Raw genomic sequence first — 16415 nt, forward strand, 5'->3', positions numbered from 1 at the left:
AGAGTTAAATCAAAAATCCACCACCCAATAAATCATTTCCTTCGTAAAAAACAGCAGATTGACCAGGTGCAATTGCAGAAACATTATGGTCGAAAACGACACGCATTTGATCTTTTTCTTGAACAATAGTACTTAACATTCCAGCATCTTTGTAACGGATTTTAGTAATTACATTATCCATCGGTTCGTTAATGTTTTCGTATTTAATTAGGTTAATGTTTCTAACCATCGCTTCTTTACGTTCCAATTCATCAGCTCTACCCAACACAACGGTATTGCTCTCTGGCAAAATTTGAGTAACAAACATGGGTTCGCCAAAAGCTACACCTAAGCCTTTACGCTGTCCGATAGTATAAAAAGGATATCCTTTATGTTGCCCAATTATCATTCCGTTACTGTTTACGAAATTTCCGCCTGCAACTCTATCTTCTAAATCTTCTACTTTATGTTTTAAGAATGCTCTGTAATCGTTATCAGGAACAAAGCAAATCTCATAACTCTCAGATTTTTTAGCTAATTCTTCTTGTCCCATATCCATCGCCATTTGGCGGATTTCTGCTTTTGCAAAACTGCCTAACGGGAATTTAGTACGAGATAGATTTTCTTGAGAAACACCCCAAAGAACGTAAGATTGGTCTTTATTTTCGTCTTTACCTTTAGAAATTACATATCTGCCGCTATCTTGTTGACGGATATTCGCATAATGTCCTGTCGCAATAAATTCGCAATCTAGTTTATTAGCACGTTTTAATAAGGCTTCCCATTTGATGTGAGTATTACACAACACACAAGGATTTGGTGTGCGTCCAGCTAAATATTCATCTACAAAATTGTCGATAACAAAATCACCAAATTCATCACGAATATCTAAAATATAATGAGGGAAACCATAGTTTACAGCAAGTGTACGAGCATCATTAATACTGTCTAAACTGCAACACCCGGTTTCTTTGCTACTTCCACCAGATGTGGCGTAATCCCAGGTTTTCATAGTAAGGCCAATTACTTCATAACCTTGCTCGTGCAACATCACTGCTGCAACTGAACTATCAACCCCGCCACTCATGGCCACTAAAATTCTACCGTGTTTACTCATTATTAAAAATCTGGATGCAAAAATACAGGTTTTTGACGAAATAAATTATTCGAGGTGGTCTTAGCAATGTAAAAAGGCTAGTTAGTTTTTTGACTCGATACTCTAGCTTGAATAGTTGTATCTAAAAGTACCGTGTCGTACGATTTACTTTCTTTGTTATCAATCAATGCTAATAATTGTTTTGTAGCCAAATTGCCAATTTCAAAAGCAGGTTGATGAATTGTGCTTAATGAAGGATGTAAGGCATCGGCTAAATCTGTATTGCTAAAACCAATTAAAGCAACATCAGTTGGTATTTGATAACCTAATTGATTAATTAACGATAAACATTTTGTAGTTAACTGATCAGTAGCGGTAAAAATACCAGTTGGCTTTTTTGCTAACGCCATTAATTCTTGTATCGCTTTTTCTAAGTTTTGATGTAAAGAAATTGCATTGGGCGTATCACAAAATTTAACTAATTCTTCTCGATAAACCAACCCTGAATCTTTTAATGCTTTTTTGTATCCTTCAAAACGATCAGTAGCCATGCTTAATTTGGTGTTACTACTAATGTGAGCAATACTAGTATACCCATTGTTAATGAGATGCATAGTAGCATCATAAGCGCCCTTAAAATTATCCGATGCAACTTTGTGTGTATTCATATGATCACTCAATCTATCAAATAATACAATTGGCAAACCAGCTTTTTGTAAAGCAATTAAGTAATCGAAATCCGTCGTTTGGTAAGCAGGGGAGATGAGTAGTCCATCAATTCCTCCAGCATATAATAAATTTACGCAAGCCTTTTCTTGTTCAAAGGATTCCTTGCTTTGCATAATAATTAATTGATAATTGTGATCTGTACAATACTGATCAATACCATCTAGCATTTGTGCCACAAAATTGTTATCAATAGAACAAACAACCACACCAATAGATCTACTTTTACCTTCTTTTAAGCTTTTAGCCATCCGGTTAGGGATATAATGATGCTCCTTAGCATAGGCAACAACCTTTTGCTTAGTTTCATCTCCAATTTGATAACTATCTGTTAATGCCCTAGATACAGTAGAAATAGATAGATTTAACGCCTTGGCAATATCTCGTAAAGTGATATTAGTGTTCATCAATTAATTTAATTGTATTAATTGCTAAGATACGATTTTTTGATGTTTTAAGAGAACTTGATTGTAGGAGTTGAAAGGTTTTACTAAAACCTTTTAGTAATAGTTTTTTAATGCTAGAATAGTTTTCAGCTAAAATTAATACCTTAGATTTTCTATTTATTATTCTGCTATAAAAATTATGAAACAGACTTTATTTTATTGCTTATTTCTCAGTTCAATCGTTGCTAATGCACAACAAAATCTAGTTAAATATGTAAAACCACTAATTGGTACCGAAAAAATGGGACATACTTATCCTGGTGCTACAGTTCCTTTTGGTGCAGTGCAATTAAGTCCAGAAACGGATACAATTCCGTATGAAATGAATGGTAAATACAATGGGGATGTATATAAGTATTGCGCAGGATATAAATATGAGGATAAAACAATAGTAGGATTTAGTCATACACATTTTAGTGGAACAGGTCATTCTGATTTGGGAGACTTTTTAATTATGCCTACACAAGGTAAATTACAACTAAACCCAGGTGTTGCAAGTGATACCAAAACAGGTTTCCGTTCGGCGTTTTCTCATGCAAATGAAGTTGCAAAAGCTGGTTATTACAAAGTGAAATTAGATGATGACAACATTACTGCAGAAATGACGGCTACAACTCGAGTAGGTATGCACCAATATACTTTTCTGAAATCTAATCAAAGTCACATCATTTTAGATCTAATGGCTGGAATTTATAATTACGATGAAAAAACAGTTTGGACTTATGTACGTGTGGTTAACGATACCTTGATTACAGGTTATCGCCAAACCTATGGATGGGCTCGTACACGTACAGTATATTTTTCAATGAGTTTTTCTAAACCATTTAAAAGTTACGGCCAAAAGAATTACGATGCGAAACAAGCTTACCGTGGTTTTTGGGGTAAATTTGATCAAACCAAAAACTTCCCTGAAATAGCAGGTAAAAAGGTCAGGATGTACTTCGATTTTGACACCAATGAAGGTGAGAAAATTAAAATCAAATTTGCTTTATCTCCAGTAAGTCAAGAAAATGCAGTGCAAAATATGCGCTCAGAAATTACCGGCTGGGATTTTGAAAAGGTAAAAGCACAAGCTCAAGCTACTTGGAATAAAGAACTAAATAAAATCAATATTTCAGCTTCTGATGATGATAAAACTAATTTTTACACGGCAATGTATCATGCTTTTATCAATCCAACAACGTACACAGATATTAATGGACAATATAAAGGATTAGATCAAGGCGTACATACTGCAAACGGTTTTACCAATTATACTACTTTTTCTTTGTGGGATACCTATAGAGCTTTGCATCCATTTTTTAACATTATCCAGCCAACTCGAAATAATGATATGGTGAAATCTATGTTGGCACATTACGATCAAAGTAGTTTGCAAATGTTGCCAATTTGGTCGCATTATGCAAATGATAATTGGTGCATGAGTGGATATCACAGTGTTTCTGTAATTGCAGATGCTGTGATAAAAGGAGTTTACAATGGTGATGCAAATAAAGCTTTAGATGCTTGCGTTATGACCGCAAAACACCGTAATTACGAAGGAATAGGCTATTACATGGATTTGGGATATATCCCTGCAGAACGAAGTGGTGTTTCTGTTTCTAACACTTTAGAATATGCATACGATGATTGGGCAATCGCCCAGATGGCTAAAAAGCTAAACCGAATGGATGTGTATAATGAATTTATTAAACGTTCTGGAAATTGGAAAAACAATTACGATGCTTCAATTGGCTTTATGCGTCCAAAAATGGCAGATGGAACATTTAAACAAAAATTTGATAGTAAAGATACTGAAGGCCAAGGTTTTATTGAAGGCAACAGTTGGAATTATAGCTTTTTTGTACCACAAGATCCGGCAGGATTAATTGAAGTAATGGGTGGTAAAAAGAAATTCGCATTGCGATTAGATACCTTATTTACAATGCATTTACCGGATGAGTTTTTTGCGCATACCGAAGACATTACTCGTGAAGGGATAATTGGAGGTTATGTACACGGAAATGAACCAGCACATCATATTGCTTATTTATACAATTGGGCAGATCAGGCGTATAAAACTCAAGCTCAAGTTCGTCATATCTTAAAAATGCAATATAAACCTACACCAGATGGTTTGGGCGGAAACGATGATTGTGGTCAAATGAGTGCATGGTACATGTTTTCATCGTTAGGGTTTTATCCTGTTTCGCCAGGTGGCGATGAATATGCATTAGGTTCACCAGCTGTAAATAATGCGAGTTTAAGTTTAGAAAACGGAAAAACATTTGCAGTTGAAGCGATTAATCAAAGCGATAAAAATGTGTATGTACAAAAAGTTCTATTAAATGGAAAAGAATTAACTAAGCCATTTATTAAACATAGCGATATCACATCTGGTGGAAAATTGACTTTTTATATGGGAGCAAAACCTAAGAAATCTTAAAATTAAAAGCTGTTCACATCCAATTACATACTAACAATCGGTAAAATTTGACTGCCTTGTCCAATAATTTTTTAGATATTTAGGGTTCTAAAAAGGATATCAAGGAATGAAAATCGTTATTGCCGAAAAGCCATCTGTTGGTCGTGAGTTAGCTAAAGTATTTGGTGCTACTACCAGAAAAGATGGATATATTGAAGGCAAAGGATATTCATTCACATGGGCTTTTGGACATTTACTACAATTAGCTCCTCCACAAGATTACGGTTTTATAGGTTGGCGTAAACAGCATTTACCTATGTTACCAGCTAAGTTTAAACTAGCCATACGCAAGATTAAAACGAAGGATGGTTTTGTAGAAGATCCGGGTGTTCGAAAACAATTAGATATCATCAAAAAGCTTTTCGATGAAGCGACAGAAATTATTGTAGCAACGGATGCTGGACGTGAAGGAGAACTGATTTTCAGGTATATCTATTATTTCTTAAAATGTAAAAAACCATTTAAACGCTTATGGATTTCTTCGCAAACTGATGAAGCCATAAAAGATGGATTTAGAAATTTGAAACCTGGTTCAGATTACGATACCTTGTTTAATTCTGCACATTGCCGTTCCGAATCAGATTGGTTAGTGGGAATGAATGCCACACAAGCATTAAGTATTTCTGCTGGCTCTAAAAGTGTGCTTTCTTTAGGTCGAGTACAAACGCCAACACTAGCTATGATTTGCGCTCGTTATATAGAAAGTAAAAATTTCGTACCCCAAACATTTTATCAAATTGCTATTCAATTAGATAAAGAGGGCCAATTGTTCAAAGCAATTTCTATAGCAAATTTCAAAACCCAACCAGAAGCACAAGAAATATTTGACAAGGTAGAAGATGTAGCTTCAGGTTTTGCAACTGGGGGGAATATTATCGCAGTAGAAGCCAAGCCAAGAAAAGAACCGCCACCATTGTTGCATGATTTGAGTAGTTTGCAACAAGAGGCCAATAAGAAAAACGGTTTTACAGCAGATCAAACCTTAAATTTATTGCAGAATTTATACGAAAGTAAGTTGGTCTCTTATCCACGTACGGGTAGTCGCTATATAGGAGATGATGTGTTCGCAAATGTTCCTAAACTGATTTCAACGCTAACTGATCATCCAAATTTTGCTAACCAAGCTAATTTTTTACAGACAGCTACATTAAACAAAAGAAGTGTAAATGCGAAAAAAGTAACCGATCACCATGCTATTTTGCCAACTGGTGAAAAACCTTATAATTTAAGTAAAGATCATCAAGCGGTTTACGACATGGTTGCTGGACGCATGTTAGAAGCATTTCATCAAGAATGTATAAAAGAAATTACTAAAATTACCATCGAATCTGGTTCTGTTTTTATCGCAAATGGTACCGTTATTCGCTCTGCGGGATGGCGTTCGGTATTTGACGAAACTGAAGATGAAAAAAAGGACGAGGAAAATCCGGCTTTGCCCAAATTAAAAGTTGGAGAATTATTGCCGATTGTAAACAAAGCGTTGTTAGAAAAACAAACCAAACCAAAACCTTTATACAATGAAGCCTCCTTATTAAAAGCACTGGAAACCTCTGGTAAAGAGATTGAAGATGAGGAATTGCGTTATGCAATGAAAGACAGTGGTTTAGGTACGCCAGCAACTCGTGCTGCAATTATAGAAACATTATTGACGAGAGAATATATTGTTCGAGATAAACGAAATTTAATACCAACCACTAAAGGCTTGGCAGTTTATGAAGTGGTAAAGGATAAAAAAATCGCACAAGCAGAGTTAACTGGTCAGTGGGAAAAGCGATTGGAAGAGATTCGTTCAGGTGCATCTGTAACCGAATTTAAAACAGAAATTGCAGATTATACCAAAACCATTACACAAGAACTTTTAGTAGCAGGAGTGGGGCTTTCTACGCAATTAGCGGAAGTTCCTACGGCTGTATTTTAAGTTTTAACCATATAAGAAATGTAAGTTCATTGAAGCTAGGACTTATATTTACTTAAATGTCTTAATGGTTAAAAAAATCACAATGATATTTTTTATCTTGCTTCATCATGAATCGTAAATATTTTCTTTCTTCAATTATTCCGGCTTCACTTCTTTTAAGTTCATTAAACAGTAAAGCTGATGTAATTTCTACTATAATTGATGAGCCTAAACGCATAAAAATACCACCCTACCTTTTACCTGGAGATACCATTGGGATTACTTGTCCAGCAGGCTATATAACTCAGGCAGAGATTGACCCATCAATTATTCAAATGAAAAGCTGGGGATTTAATGTTGTAGTCGGGAAAACAGTTGGTGCTAAAGATTTCACTTTTGGAGGTACAGATCAAGAACGTTTAACAGATCTACAGCAAATGTTAGATAATCCAACTATAAAAGCAATTATGTGTGCAAGAGGGGGGTATGGAGCAATCAGGATTGTCGATCAACTTGATTTTAGTGCATATAAATCATCACCAAAGTGGTTAATAGGTTTTAGTGATATCACGATTTTACATAGCCATATTAATACTAATTATCACATTGCTACTATCCATTCTAAAATGTGTAATAGTTTTCCATCCGATTGGGCTTTAGCAGAGCCAATTCAGGTTGAAACGATAAATTCCATCCAGCAGTCACTAAAAGGAGAAAAAATGAAATATGTTGCTCCCTACACTACCAGTAATAGAATGGGAATAGCAAAAGGTGAACTAGTTGGCGGTAATTTACGTTGCATTGAAAACTTGGCAGGAAGTAAATCAGAGATTGAAACAGATCATAAAATCCTTTTTGTAGAAGATACAGGGGAGTATTTATATAGTATAGATAGAATGTTTTATAATCTTAAACGCAGTGGAAAATTAGAGAAATTACGTGGGTTAATTGTTGGTGGTTTTAAAATAAAACCCGATGATGTTGGAGAAGAATTTGGTAAAACCTTAGCAGAAATTGTATTAGATAAAGTAAAGGAATACGATTATCCAGTATGTTTTGATTTTCCTGTAGGTCACCAGAGAGCTAATTTTGCTTTAAAATGTGGAGTTAAACATGTATTAGATGTGCGTGCTGAAGGAACTAAACTTGAAGAGGTTTAATTAAGAATGACCAATATCATATTAAGCGCTAATATAATATACGGCAGTTTCTTGCAGTCTAGAAGCCACAATAATCTCCGTGCCGTTAGCATGCTGCCGAAATAAATCATGAACCAAGTTTGGACAATTGTTATCCTTACTTAAATGAGAAAGAAAAAGATGACTCATGTAAGTAGGTTTGTGTTCCACAAATAAAGCTAAAGCCTGTTTGTTTGATAAATGCCCATGACCGCTACGAATTCTATTCTTTAAGAAATAAGGGTATCGACCTTTATCTAACATTTCTTCATCATAATTAGCTTCTAAAAATGCAGCGTGACATTCCTTAAAATTATGAATTACGTTCTCGCAATGCGCACCTATATCTGTAAAAACACCAACTCTTACTCCATTACAACTAATGGTGAAACTATGTGGTTCTGCAGCATCGTGAAGTTTTGGAAATGCAGTAATCTGTAATTTACCTACATGAATAGGAGCGTACGCTATAAATGAGTTTAGTAAATTTTGTTGAATTTGCTGCTTACCACTTAGTAAAGTATGGTGTGTAATATAAACAGGTAATTGATACTTTTTTGCAAGTACAGGTAATCCTCTAATATGATCGCTATGCTCATGAGAAATAAAAATAGCTTTTACTTTGCTCATACTCAATGCTAGTCTCTCCATACGAATTTCAGTTTCCTTACAACTCAGTCCAGCATCCACTAAAATCGCTTCTTCGTCGTTACCGATATAAAAACAATTTCCGTTACTGCCTGTGTTAAGTGAGCTGATAAATAAAGCCATATGAATTACAAAGAAAGTGATTTTATTAATTTTTAATTTGCATTTTTATAAACATTTACGAATGCTGAAACAACTTTAGTTTATTGCTGTTTTTACTTAAACTGAAATAAAATGGAAGAGAAACACAACAATGCCACTCCACAAAGACCAGAAGGAGCCAGACCTTTAGATGCAGGTATTATTCCGATAAATATTCCTAAATATATTGATCAAATTAAAGGAGAAGAAGCCTATGGGAAAAATGGAAAAAATGCAATTACCGTTTTTAAATCTGAACAAGTAACAATCACACTAATTGCCTTAAAAGAAGGGGAAATAGTTAGACCAGGAAGCGAAGAAGGCGAGGCTATTATGAGTTTACAGTTAATTGATGGTAATTTATTATTCGAAAGTATGGGAAATGCTGTTGAATTAAAAAAGGGCGAATTACTCACTTTACACCAGTTGTTGTCGTTTAAAGCAAAAGCAATAAATGACTGTATTTGCCTTTTAACTATGGTTAAATAGCTATTTAGTGTTCTCTTGCTAAATATTTTTTAATAAATACGATAAAGCTAACAAATTGCGATTCAGGTATTTTTAACCGAAAAGTGGCTTGACATACTCATAAACCAATTATAAATATTTCAACTCATACTTGTTTATTGTGTTTAAATGATATATTTGAAATCAAATTAAAACTTAAAAAATGGAAAAATTCTCAAAAGTAAAAGAAGTAATCGCTGCGATTGAAGCAGATGCAGAAAAATTTTATAATGGTGGTAACGCAGCAGCAGGAACTAGAGTACGTAAAGCAATGCAAGATCTTAAAGGTTTAGCTCAAGAAATTCGTACTGAAGTGACTGAGAAAAAAAACAGCGCTAAATAAGCTTTTGAGCTTAATCATTACAAAGAAAGACCTTGCTACGGCAGGGTCTTTTTGTATTATAAAGTATAGGATTGTAATTTTAAATAGTACTGGCTAAATTTGTACATTTATCATACATAAGACGATAAAATAACCCTGCTCAAAATGATTTCAGTAAAAGTAAGTTATACCGTAAAACCAGAATTCGTAGCTCAAAACAAGCAAAATATTAGTGTGTTTCTTTCGGATTTTAAAAAACTTGTTGACAAAAATTTTTTATACAATGTTTATCTCAAAGAGGATGGCTTAACTTTTTTGCATATTTCTATGTACGAGAATCAAGAAGTGCAACAACACATTTTAAACGTTCCTTCTTTTCTTCAATTTCAAAAAGAAAGAGATGAAAACGGTTTGAATGGTGCACCTAAGATTGAGGTATTAACTTCAATAGGCTCATCAATTGGTTTACTATAGTATCAACCTTAATTATTATCAAGCTCCAACGCTACCCGTTTTAACTTCTCCAGCTCGTTTGTAATTAGCCAGAATTACGCCTTTTGTCGTAACAAAACTATCAATTAGTGTAAACGCTGCTGGAATTGGACCGTTACCAAATAGATTTTTTCCTTTACCAAGTGTTAATGGATGAATTTTTAATCGGAGTTCATCTACCAAATCATTTTTAAACAATAGCTGAATAAGTTCGCTACTACCCCAAACATGAATATCGCGACCTTCTGAGTTTTTAAGATTTTTAATGTCAGCTAAATCTTTGAAAAAAACTGAATTCTTCCAATCTGATTTTTCCCTAGTAGTGGATAATACATATTTATTACCTTCATTTATACTTGGCCAAAAATCTCCATGCATTGGCCAATAATTTTCCCATATATCAAATGTTTTTCTACCTAATAGATAATCTGCAGGCTGAAGTTCTTTCTTCATGGCTTCATTATAAGCTTCATCACCATATGGTGCAGTCCAACCACCATAGTTAAAACCGCCAGTGGTATCTTCTTCAGGTCCACCAGGACCTTGGATTACACCATCTAATGTAATCATCGATAAAACAATTATTTTTCTCATTTTTTCTCTATATAATTTATGTTGCAATCTTGTTTACTTATTTTGTATAACAAATCTCAAGAACTAAATTATGTTTTTGCAGTTATGAATGCGACGATGATAGTGGTTGAAATCGACTCGTATTATTTATAAGTGGGTAATATTATCTACACTAATGTTGTTGATGGGGAATTTTTTTTCCACAAAATGTAGACAATATTACCCTATTCAAATATTGTTCCTATTTTAGCGACAAGAAATAACACACACAAGTTTACCTATTTTATGTTTAGTTTAGAACAGTTACGCTCTTGCAGTGCATACTCTTTTTGAAATATGTATTGCATAAGGATTTTAAATTTATTGAAACAATCTCTATCAACTTCACAGCTTTTACTGTGTGGCTTGACCTTTTTTCTATTATCTTTTTTGGTAGAAACAACCTTTGCAGAAGGGAGTAAAGATTTATATCCTGCTGGCGTACAGGGAAACAGAGCTTTTTTATATGCCAATGTTGATGGCACAAATTATACGGACAGATTTCCCTTTAAAACCAAAGGTGCTCATTTTGTTTATGCAAAAGCAGGTGAAAGTATTGCTGTTGCATCTAGTGCTATTGGTGTAAATAATGGACGAATTATCGTTACCTCTCCAATAGGACCTCCAATTACTTATAATTTAATTGGCTCTACTGGACTTATTCCAAATAGAGCTGCAGAATTGTTGGGACCAGGCGTAGGTTATACGCCTATCACTATCCCAGTTACTTTGGCAAGTGAAGGTGTTTGGAAAGTAGAATTTGTGGCACCTGTAGGAACCAATAATAGCAGTGACATCACTCCGCCCGATATTTCAGCAGATGCGAATTGGAATCAGGCAACAGGTAATACTGCAAATTATATCGCTGCTTGGGATGTTTCTGTAAAAAATACAGCAGGAACTGCATGGATAAGTGGTCGTGTGTACACAAACGTATTGAACCTTGGTATTAATAATAACTTTACTAGTAGTGCAAAAGGATTTCAGGTAATCAATTATGTTCTTACCGAAGACGGGAGGGCATATCGTGTAAAAACCAATGGCAACAATGGTTGGGCTTTTACTTTTTTTTCTAACAATAATGGTTTTGCGGTTAATGGAGTGCCTACTTATAAAAGCCTAAATGGGGCTTCAGCCGCAGATCTAGCTGGCCTTCACGATCCAAGAGAACTTGATGATGCTTTAAATAAAACACATAAAATTTTCTATAACAAGCCAAATGCCGACCTGCCACAAACTAGCATTGCTTTTATCAAAGCAGCAAATCAAACAACTTGGCTAAAAAAAACCGCCGTCTTACCTATCATTACAGACCTAAAATTTACCGGTATTGAAGGTACAGAAGGCAAGATTAGTTATAAAGGAGCAAAAATTTCTTTCAACGCTTCTTCTACAGGTAGTTATCAAATTACTATTCCTCTAACAAACGGTGCTAGTCGTGTTATTAATGGTTCTGCAGTTTCTGGCTATAATGAAGTATTCTGGGATGTTAAAGATAGTAATGGAAATTTTGTGCCACCAGGAGCGATTACACCGTCGGTTCAAACTTTTTTGAGGTCTGCAGAAGTACACTTTCCTTATATAGATATGGAGATCAATCCACAAGGAATTATTATTGAACTAATAGAAAATAATACAAATTATGATGTAAACCCTGCGAATCTCAATCCATCAGAATATAGTGATATTGTTTATTGGGATGATGTCAATATTAGTAATGCAGGTAACCCTGCTAGAAATAGCTCTAATCCTGTAACCAATTTAACTGGAGTAAGCAGTAACTCTAATGGACACAAGTTTGGCGCTTATTCTTCAAATAATCAATTTGGTGATGACCGTTCAATGGACACTTGGACTTATATCGAAAGTGGAAAAACCACCACATTAGTTAATATTGAAATACTAAAAGCGGATTTGAAAATTGAATCAATTAATCCAGATTTATCAAAGTATTTTTCTGATAAAACGATAACGTATACGGTAAAAGTTCAAAATGATGGTCCTTCGGCTGCCAATGGATCACGTTTAGCTATTGCCTTGCCAATGGGATTAACAATTAGTTCGGTTTCTACCGCTAATCAAACCGCAGGAGTAAGTTTAAGTAATGGAATTACAAATGCACAAGCCTATACAGCTTCACTAGATCTCCCGAATCAAGGTACAATTGATATCATAATAGAAGCAACTTTTACAGGAAGTTATACTCAAATCTTTAGTAATACCAAGGCGAGCATATTAAGACCTAATGATTTAACCGATCCAGATGCTACTGGTAATAATATTGCAGGACCTGTAGACGCAGATGAAGAATGTTTAAACGGGGCTTTATCTGGTATCGGCTTATGTAACAATATAAAATATAATACTGTTAATGGACAGGAGGTGTGTCAGGGAAGCAATATTACGGCAATTACCTATCCTTTATCTGCTGATGGAACACAATTCGAAAACTCAACACTTCCAACTGCTTTAAGTGTACTAAATGCAGCAGGAAACAGAACAGTAAGTGGCAGCTTATCGTCTTCGGGTATAGAAACCTTTTACATCAAAACATTAAATACCAAAAGAACACAAACCAACGTGATTATTAAATCTAATGCCTTACCCACAAAAGCACATATTCAATTAAAAAACAATTAATAAAATTCACTAAACAATGAAATCAAGAATTATCAAAGCATCATTAACAGTATTTATCCTCATTTTGAGTGTAGTTTCAAAAAGTAAGGCGCAAACTTACTATCCAGTTTATTTATGCGATGGCGGAACCGCCACTCTACATACCCCAGAAGAGAGTACCCTGTCAAATGGAGATAAGGTATATTGGTATTTGGAAGGTGTTCAGGTAGATGTTAAAACTTATACTGGAACAGCCAACGAAACCAATTACGTTACACCAAATAATCTTGCAAATGGAGTGCATAATTATACCAGTAGAATAGAGTCTGCTGCCGGATGTTGGGGAGATTTGTCAGACCCATTTCAGGTTTATCAACTCCCGAGTAAAACACTCGCTTTAACTGCTAATAACGCATCTTATTGTGGTGATAATGCTCTTTTAAGTTCTATAATAACTGCTACTACAACACCTGGACAAGCATTGCCTGCAGGAATAGAGTACCAATACGCTTGGTCTGCAACCAAAGATGGAACTGCTGTAAGTCCACTTTCAGGAATCGGTTCAGACGACGCTTCAAAGACGGCTATAAATAAATTTACGCTAAATACAACTGGAGCGGGCACTTATGTTTTTAGTGCAACGGTAAAGTATGTAACAACAGCTGCTAATACAGGTGTATTAAAATCTGGAGATAATAAAGGATGTGAAGTTTCAGCTACTGCAACACAGACAGTAACCGTAACGCCAAAACCTGCTAAACCTTCAATCGTTATCCAATAATTTTTGCTTTTTAACACCTTAGATTGAACATCAAACGCTATATACTACTAGCGTTCTTCTTTCTGTTGATCAATTTGACATTTGCACAAACAAATCCTACTCTTGTTAGGATCCGTTTGGGCTCTTCGGTCAAATTTGCAGTAAGAGATCAGGCTGGCCCTTACTCGTACCAATGGTATCGAGATGGGAAACCTATAGCTAATGCTACCGGAACAGTATATACTGCTAGTGTTGCTGGCTTATACCAAGTGATTTCGATAAGTACAGCAGGATGTAAATCTGATTTATCAGAAGGTTTTTTATTAATAATTGAATATGCTGATCTAGAAGTTCGAAAAATTTCTGAAAAACGATATGTCGGGCCAGGCGAAGCTTTTGAATATCAAATTTCAGTACAGAATAATGGAAATATTGATGCAACAGGAATAGAAGTGATCGATAAACTACCAAGTAACTTAAAATATATAGGCGTTACAAGTGAACAGATCGGTATTGTTACGGTAGTTGATCAAGTGATTACTTGGAAGATTCCAGCTCTAACAAATAATCAAAAAATGGTTTTATCGCTAAAAACTATTGCGATTAAAGCAGGAACTGTGGTGAATACTGCCAATGTATCTGCTGTTGAGCCAGACCCAAATTTGACGAATAACGTATCCACAGATCTAAAGGAAATTATTGGCGATGTGATGGTGCCAAATGTTATTACGCCAAATGGTGATGGAAAAAATGATGTTTTCAGAATAGATGGGTTGGAACTTCGCCCGAACAATACCTTGTCCATTTTTAACAGATGGGGCAATGAAGTATATAGGAGCAATGGCTCTTACAAAAATGATTGGAATGGAAATGGTCTTAATGAAGGTACGTATTACTATTTATTAAAGATTAAAGAAAAAGATGGGAGTGAAAGAAGCACTACAGGTTGGATTACATTAATTAAAGATTAACATGTGGAAATTAACTAAGTTTATTTTGGTGTTTTGTGTGGCAAGCCCATGCTTTGCTCAGCAGGATGCACAGTATAGCCAATATATTTTCAATGGTATTTATATCAATCCAGCTTATGCTGGATATCGAGAACGCGTAAATATAAATGCAACCTACAGAAACCAATGGACTGGCGTTGAAGGTGCACCGAAAAGTTTTTCTTTGGCAGCAGATGCCATAATGCCAAATGAACGTGTTGGATTATCATTGATAATGAGTGCAGAACAGTTAGGTGCACAAAAAAACATATCTGCTTTTGCTAACTATGCTTATCGCTTTTCAATTAACGAAGAAGGGACTTCTAAACTAGCTTTTGGTCTAGGTGTTGGTATTATGCAGTCAAGCTTAGATGGTGACATGCTAAACCCAAGAGATTTGGGAGATAACTATATTCCAAGTGGCACGGTAAAACAAATGCTTCCAGATATGCATGCTGGTGTGTTTTTCTCTACACCCAAAATGTATATTGGTGCATCTGTCAATAATTTAATAGGTAAATATATATTGGACAAAAAATCTTTGGATTACAACTTTCCAACGCCAAGACCACATTTTTATTTAACAGGTGGTGTATTGATACCTGTAGAAGAATATGTGATAGACTTTAAACCCTTCTTTTTAATTAAAGATGATATTAAAGGGCCAACAGTGTTGGATGTAAATGCCTTTTTACTTTTCAAACAGACCCTATGGTTGGGTGTAGGTTATAGAACTGGAATCAAACTTTATAACAAACCCGCTCTAAAAGGAGAGATTAGTAACAACAATGCGCTTATTGGTATGAGTGAAATAATTATTAGTCAACGTTTAAGATTGGGTTATTCTTACGATTTTAGCACCAGTAAGTTAGCTGGTTATGCTGGTTCAACGCATGAAATTTCTCTAAGCTGGAATTTTTATACCATAAAGGAAAGACAGTTAAATTTCTGTTATTTCTAAGTGTTCTTTATAGAAAATTGACTGATGTTAGGTGAATACTAACACATAATCACAAAACACTCTAAAAACAGAAAACCATCCTTACGATAAGTAAAGATGGTTTTGAATTTCTGTGATCCCGCTGGGATTCGAACCCAGGACCACTACATTAAAAGTGTAATGCTCTACCAGCTGAGCTACGGAATCATTCCTTTTGTTTAAGGAGGGGCAAATATAGAAATTAAAATGTATTTGCCCAATTATTTCTGAAAATAGTTGTTGAGGTTTATTTAATGCGCTTTAATGTATTAATTATCAATAGTATTTATATTCTTTTTAACTGCTCTTTTTATACTTAAAAAAAGAAAGTGTTTGTATTTTTTTACGCAAACGCTTGATTTTCTTTCTGTTTTTTGTTAAAATGAAATTACAACTCAAATTAGTGTTTTGTAAAATAGTTAAATCTCTTTTAATAAAAATTAGTAGGTGTAAAATACACCTGATTTAAACTGAATTGGCATCTCATCTAGAATTAAAAGAGAAGGTTTTTAAATAATCAAACGTTTGCGTTATAATTAATTCCTGTTTAAGAATTAGCA

At 34.7% G+C, this 16415-nt stretch carries 14 protein-coding genes and 1 tRNA gene; 10 read left to right on the forward strand and 5 right to left on the reverse strand.

What is annotated here, in order from left to right:
• Positions 1-4: 4 nt before the first annotated feature.
• Both mnmA and ACHMWN_RS13030 read right to left on the reverse strand, forming a co-directional pair.
• A complete protein-coding gene (mnmA, locus tag ACHMWN_RS13025) occupies positions 5-1096 on the reverse strand; it encodes a tRNA 2-thiouridine(34) synthase MnmA (protein WP_397301777.1) in 1092 nt (363 codons plus the stop codon).
• A 77-nt stretch (positions 1097-1173) separates the two neighbouring features.
• Entirely contained in the window at positions 1174-2208 is a 1035-nt protein-coding gene (locus ACHMWN_RS13030) for a LacI family DNA-binding transcriptional regulator (RefSeq protein ID WP_397301778.1), read from the reverse strand.
• A gap of 178 nt (positions 2209-2386) precedes the next feature.
• Between ACHMWN_RS13030 and ACHMWN_RS13035 the strand changes: the two genes are divergently transcribed.
• From ACHMWN_RS13035 to ACHMWN_RS13045, 3 genes are all read left to right on the forward strand, one after another.
• Positions 2387-4672, forward strand: coding sequence for a GH92 family glycosyl hydrolase (locus ACHMWN_RS13035; RefSeq protein WP_397301780.1), 2286 nt, complete (start codon positions 2387-2389; stop codon positions 4670-4672).
• A 106-nt stretch (positions 4673-4778) separates the two neighbouring features.
• Positions 4779-6629, forward strand: coding sequence for a DNA topoisomerase (locus tag ACHMWN_RS13040; RefSeq protein WP_397301783.1), 1851 nt, complete (start codon positions 4779-4781; stop codon positions 6627-6629).
• 107 nt (positions 6630-6736) lie between these two features.
• Positions 6737-7768 carry an LD-carboxypeptidase gene (locus ACHMWN_RS13045; protein WP_397301786.1) on the forward strand — a complete coding sequence of 344 codons (1032 nt, stop codon included), beginning with the start codon at positions 6737-6739 and terminating at the stop codon, positions 7766-7768.
• Positions 7769-7789: 21 nt separating this feature from the next.
• Here ACHMWN_RS13045 and ACHMWN_RS13050 read toward each other — a convergent pair whose 3' ends face one another.
• The gene (locus ACHMWN_RS13050) at positions 7790-8557 is read right to left on the reverse strand and encodes an MBL fold metallo-hydrolase (RefSeq protein WP_397301788.1); all 768 of its coding nucleotides are present in this window, start codon (positions 8555-8557) and stop codon (positions 7790-7792) included.
• A gap of 111 nt (positions 8558-8668) precedes the next feature.
• Between ACHMWN_RS13050 and ACHMWN_RS13055 the strand changes: the two genes are divergently transcribed.
• The 3 genes from ACHMWN_RS13055 (at position 8669) to ACHMWN_RS13065 (ending at position 9878) form a co-directional block, all read left to right on the forward strand.
• Positions 8669-9064 carry a hypothetical protein gene (locus tag ACHMWN_RS13055; RefSeq protein ID WP_397301790.1) on the forward strand — a complete coding sequence of 132 codons (396 nt, stop codon included), beginning with the start codon at positions 8669-8671 and terminating at the stop codon, positions 9062-9064.
• 181 nt (positions 9065-9245) lie between these two features.
• Positions 9246-9425, forward strand: a complete 180-nt coding sequence (locus ACHMWN_RS13060) for a histone H1 (protein WP_090993090.1) — start codon at positions 9246-9248, stop codon at positions 9423-9425.
• Positions 9426-9569: 144 nt separating this feature from the next.
• On the forward strand, positions 9570-9878 hold the full coding sequence (locus tag ACHMWN_RS13065; protein ID WP_397301793.1) for a hypothetical protein: 309 nt from the start codon (positions 9570-9572) through the stop codon (positions 9876-9878).
• Positions 9879-9896: 18 nt separating this feature from the next.
• On the opposite strand, the gene ACHMWN_RS13070 is transcribed toward ACHMWN_RS13065, so the two are convergent.
• Positions 9897-10490 carry a dihydrofolate reductase family protein gene (locus ACHMWN_RS13070; protein WP_397301796.1) on the reverse strand — a complete coding sequence of 198 codons (594 nt, stop codon included), beginning with the start codon at positions 10488-10490 and terminating at the stop codon, positions 9897-9899.
• A 342-nt stretch (positions 10491-10832) separates the two neighbouring features.
• Here ACHMWN_RS13070 and ACHMWN_RS13075 point away from each other — a divergent pair, with 342 nt between their 5' ends.
• The 4 genes from ACHMWN_RS13075 to ACHMWN_RS13090 all read left to right on the forward strand — a co-directional run bounded on the left by ACHMWN_RS13075 (position 10833) and on the right by ACHMWN_RS13090 (position 15837).
• Complete coding sequence (locus ACHMWN_RS13075; RefSeq protein ID WP_397301799.1) at positions 10833-13148, forward strand: hypothetical protein; 2316 nt, start codon at positions 10833-10835, stop codon at positions 13146-13148.
• Between the two features lie 16 nt (positions 13149-13164).
• Complete coding sequence (locus tag ACHMWN_RS13080) at positions 13165-13908, forward strand: hypothetical protein (protein ID WP_397301801.1); 744 nt, start codon at positions 13165-13167, stop codon at positions 13906-13908.
• A gap of 74 nt (positions 13909-13982) precedes the next feature.
• Positions 13983-14858, forward strand: a complete 876-nt coding sequence (locus tag ACHMWN_RS13085) for a gliding motility-associated C-terminal domain-containing protein (RefSeq protein WP_397301804.1) — start codon at positions 13983-13985, stop codon at positions 14856-14858.
• A gap of 1 nt (position 14859) precedes the next feature.
• Positions 14860-15837 (forward strand): type IX secretion system membrane protein PorP/SprF, encoded by a 978-nt coding sequence (locus ACHMWN_RS13090; protein WP_397301807.1) that lies wholly within the window; start codon positions 14860-14862, stop codon positions 15835-15837.
• Positions 15838-15950: 113 nt separating this feature from the next.
• Here the strand turns inward: ACHMWN_RS13090 and ACHMWN_RS13095 are convergent.
• Positions 15951-16023, reverse strand: a tRNA-Lys gene (locus ACHMWN_RS13095).
• Between the last annotated feature and the right edge of the window lie 392 nt (positions 16024-16415).

This window comes from Pedobacter sp. UC225_61 (assembly GCF_044452285.1).
GTDB lineage: Bacteria > Bacteroidota > Bacteroidia > Sphingobacteriales > Sphingobacteriaceae > Pedobacter.

What these genes read in the sequence shown, in the direction of transcription:
- mnmA (WP_397301777.1), bottom strand. Translation starts at nt 1,096, where the DNA reads ATGAGTAAACACGGTAGAATTTTAGTGGCCATGAGTGGCGGGGTTGAT.
- ACHMWN_RS13040 (WP_397301783.1), top strand. Translation starts at nt 4,779, where the DNA reads ATGAAAATCGTTATTGCCGAAAAGCCATCTGTTGGTCGTGAGTTAGCT.
- ACHMWN_RS13050 (WP_397301788.1), bottom strand. Translation starts at nt 8,557, where the DNA reads ATGGCTTTATTTATCAGCTCACTTAACACAGGCAGTAACGGAAATTGT.
- ACHMWN_RS13080 (WP_397301801.1), top strand. Translation starts at nt 13,165, where the DNA reads ATGAAATCAAGAATTATCAAAGCATCATTAACAGTATTTATCCTCATT.
- ACHMWN_RS13030 (WP_397301778.1), bottom strand. Translation starts at nt 2,208, where the DNA reads ATGAACACTAATATCACTTTACGAGATATTGCCAAGGCGTTAAATCTA.
- ACHMWN_RS13035 (WP_397301780.1), top strand. Translation starts at nt 2,387, where the DNA reads ATGAAACAGACTTTATTTTATTGCTTATTTCTCAGTTCAATCGTTGCT.
- ACHMWN_RS13060 (WP_090993090.1), top strand. Translation starts at nt 9,246, where the DNA reads ATGGAAAAATTCTCAAAAGTAAAAGAAGTAATCGCTGCGATTGAAGCA.
- ACHMWN_RS13065 (WP_397301793.1), top strand. Translation starts at nt 9,570, where the DNA reads ATGATTTCAGTAAAAGTAAGTTATACCGTAAAACCAGAATTCGTAGCT.
- ACHMWN_RS13070 (WP_397301796.1), bottom strand. Translation starts at nt 10,490, where the DNA reads ATGAGAAAAATAATTGTTTTATCGATGATTACATTAGATGGTGTAATC.
- ACHMWN_RS13090 (WP_397301807.1), top strand. Translation starts at nt 14,860, where the DNA reads ATGTGGAAATTAACTAAGTTTATTTTGGTGTTTTGTGTGGCAAGCCCA.
- ACHMWN_RS13055 (WP_397301790.1), top strand. Translation starts at nt 8,669, where the DNA reads ATGGAAGAGAAACACAACAATGCCACTCCACAAAGACCAGAAGGAGCC.
- ACHMWN_RS13045 (WP_397301786.1), top strand. Translation starts at nt 6,737, where the DNA reads ATGAATCGTAAATATTTTCTTTCTTCAATTATTCCGGCTTCACTTCTT.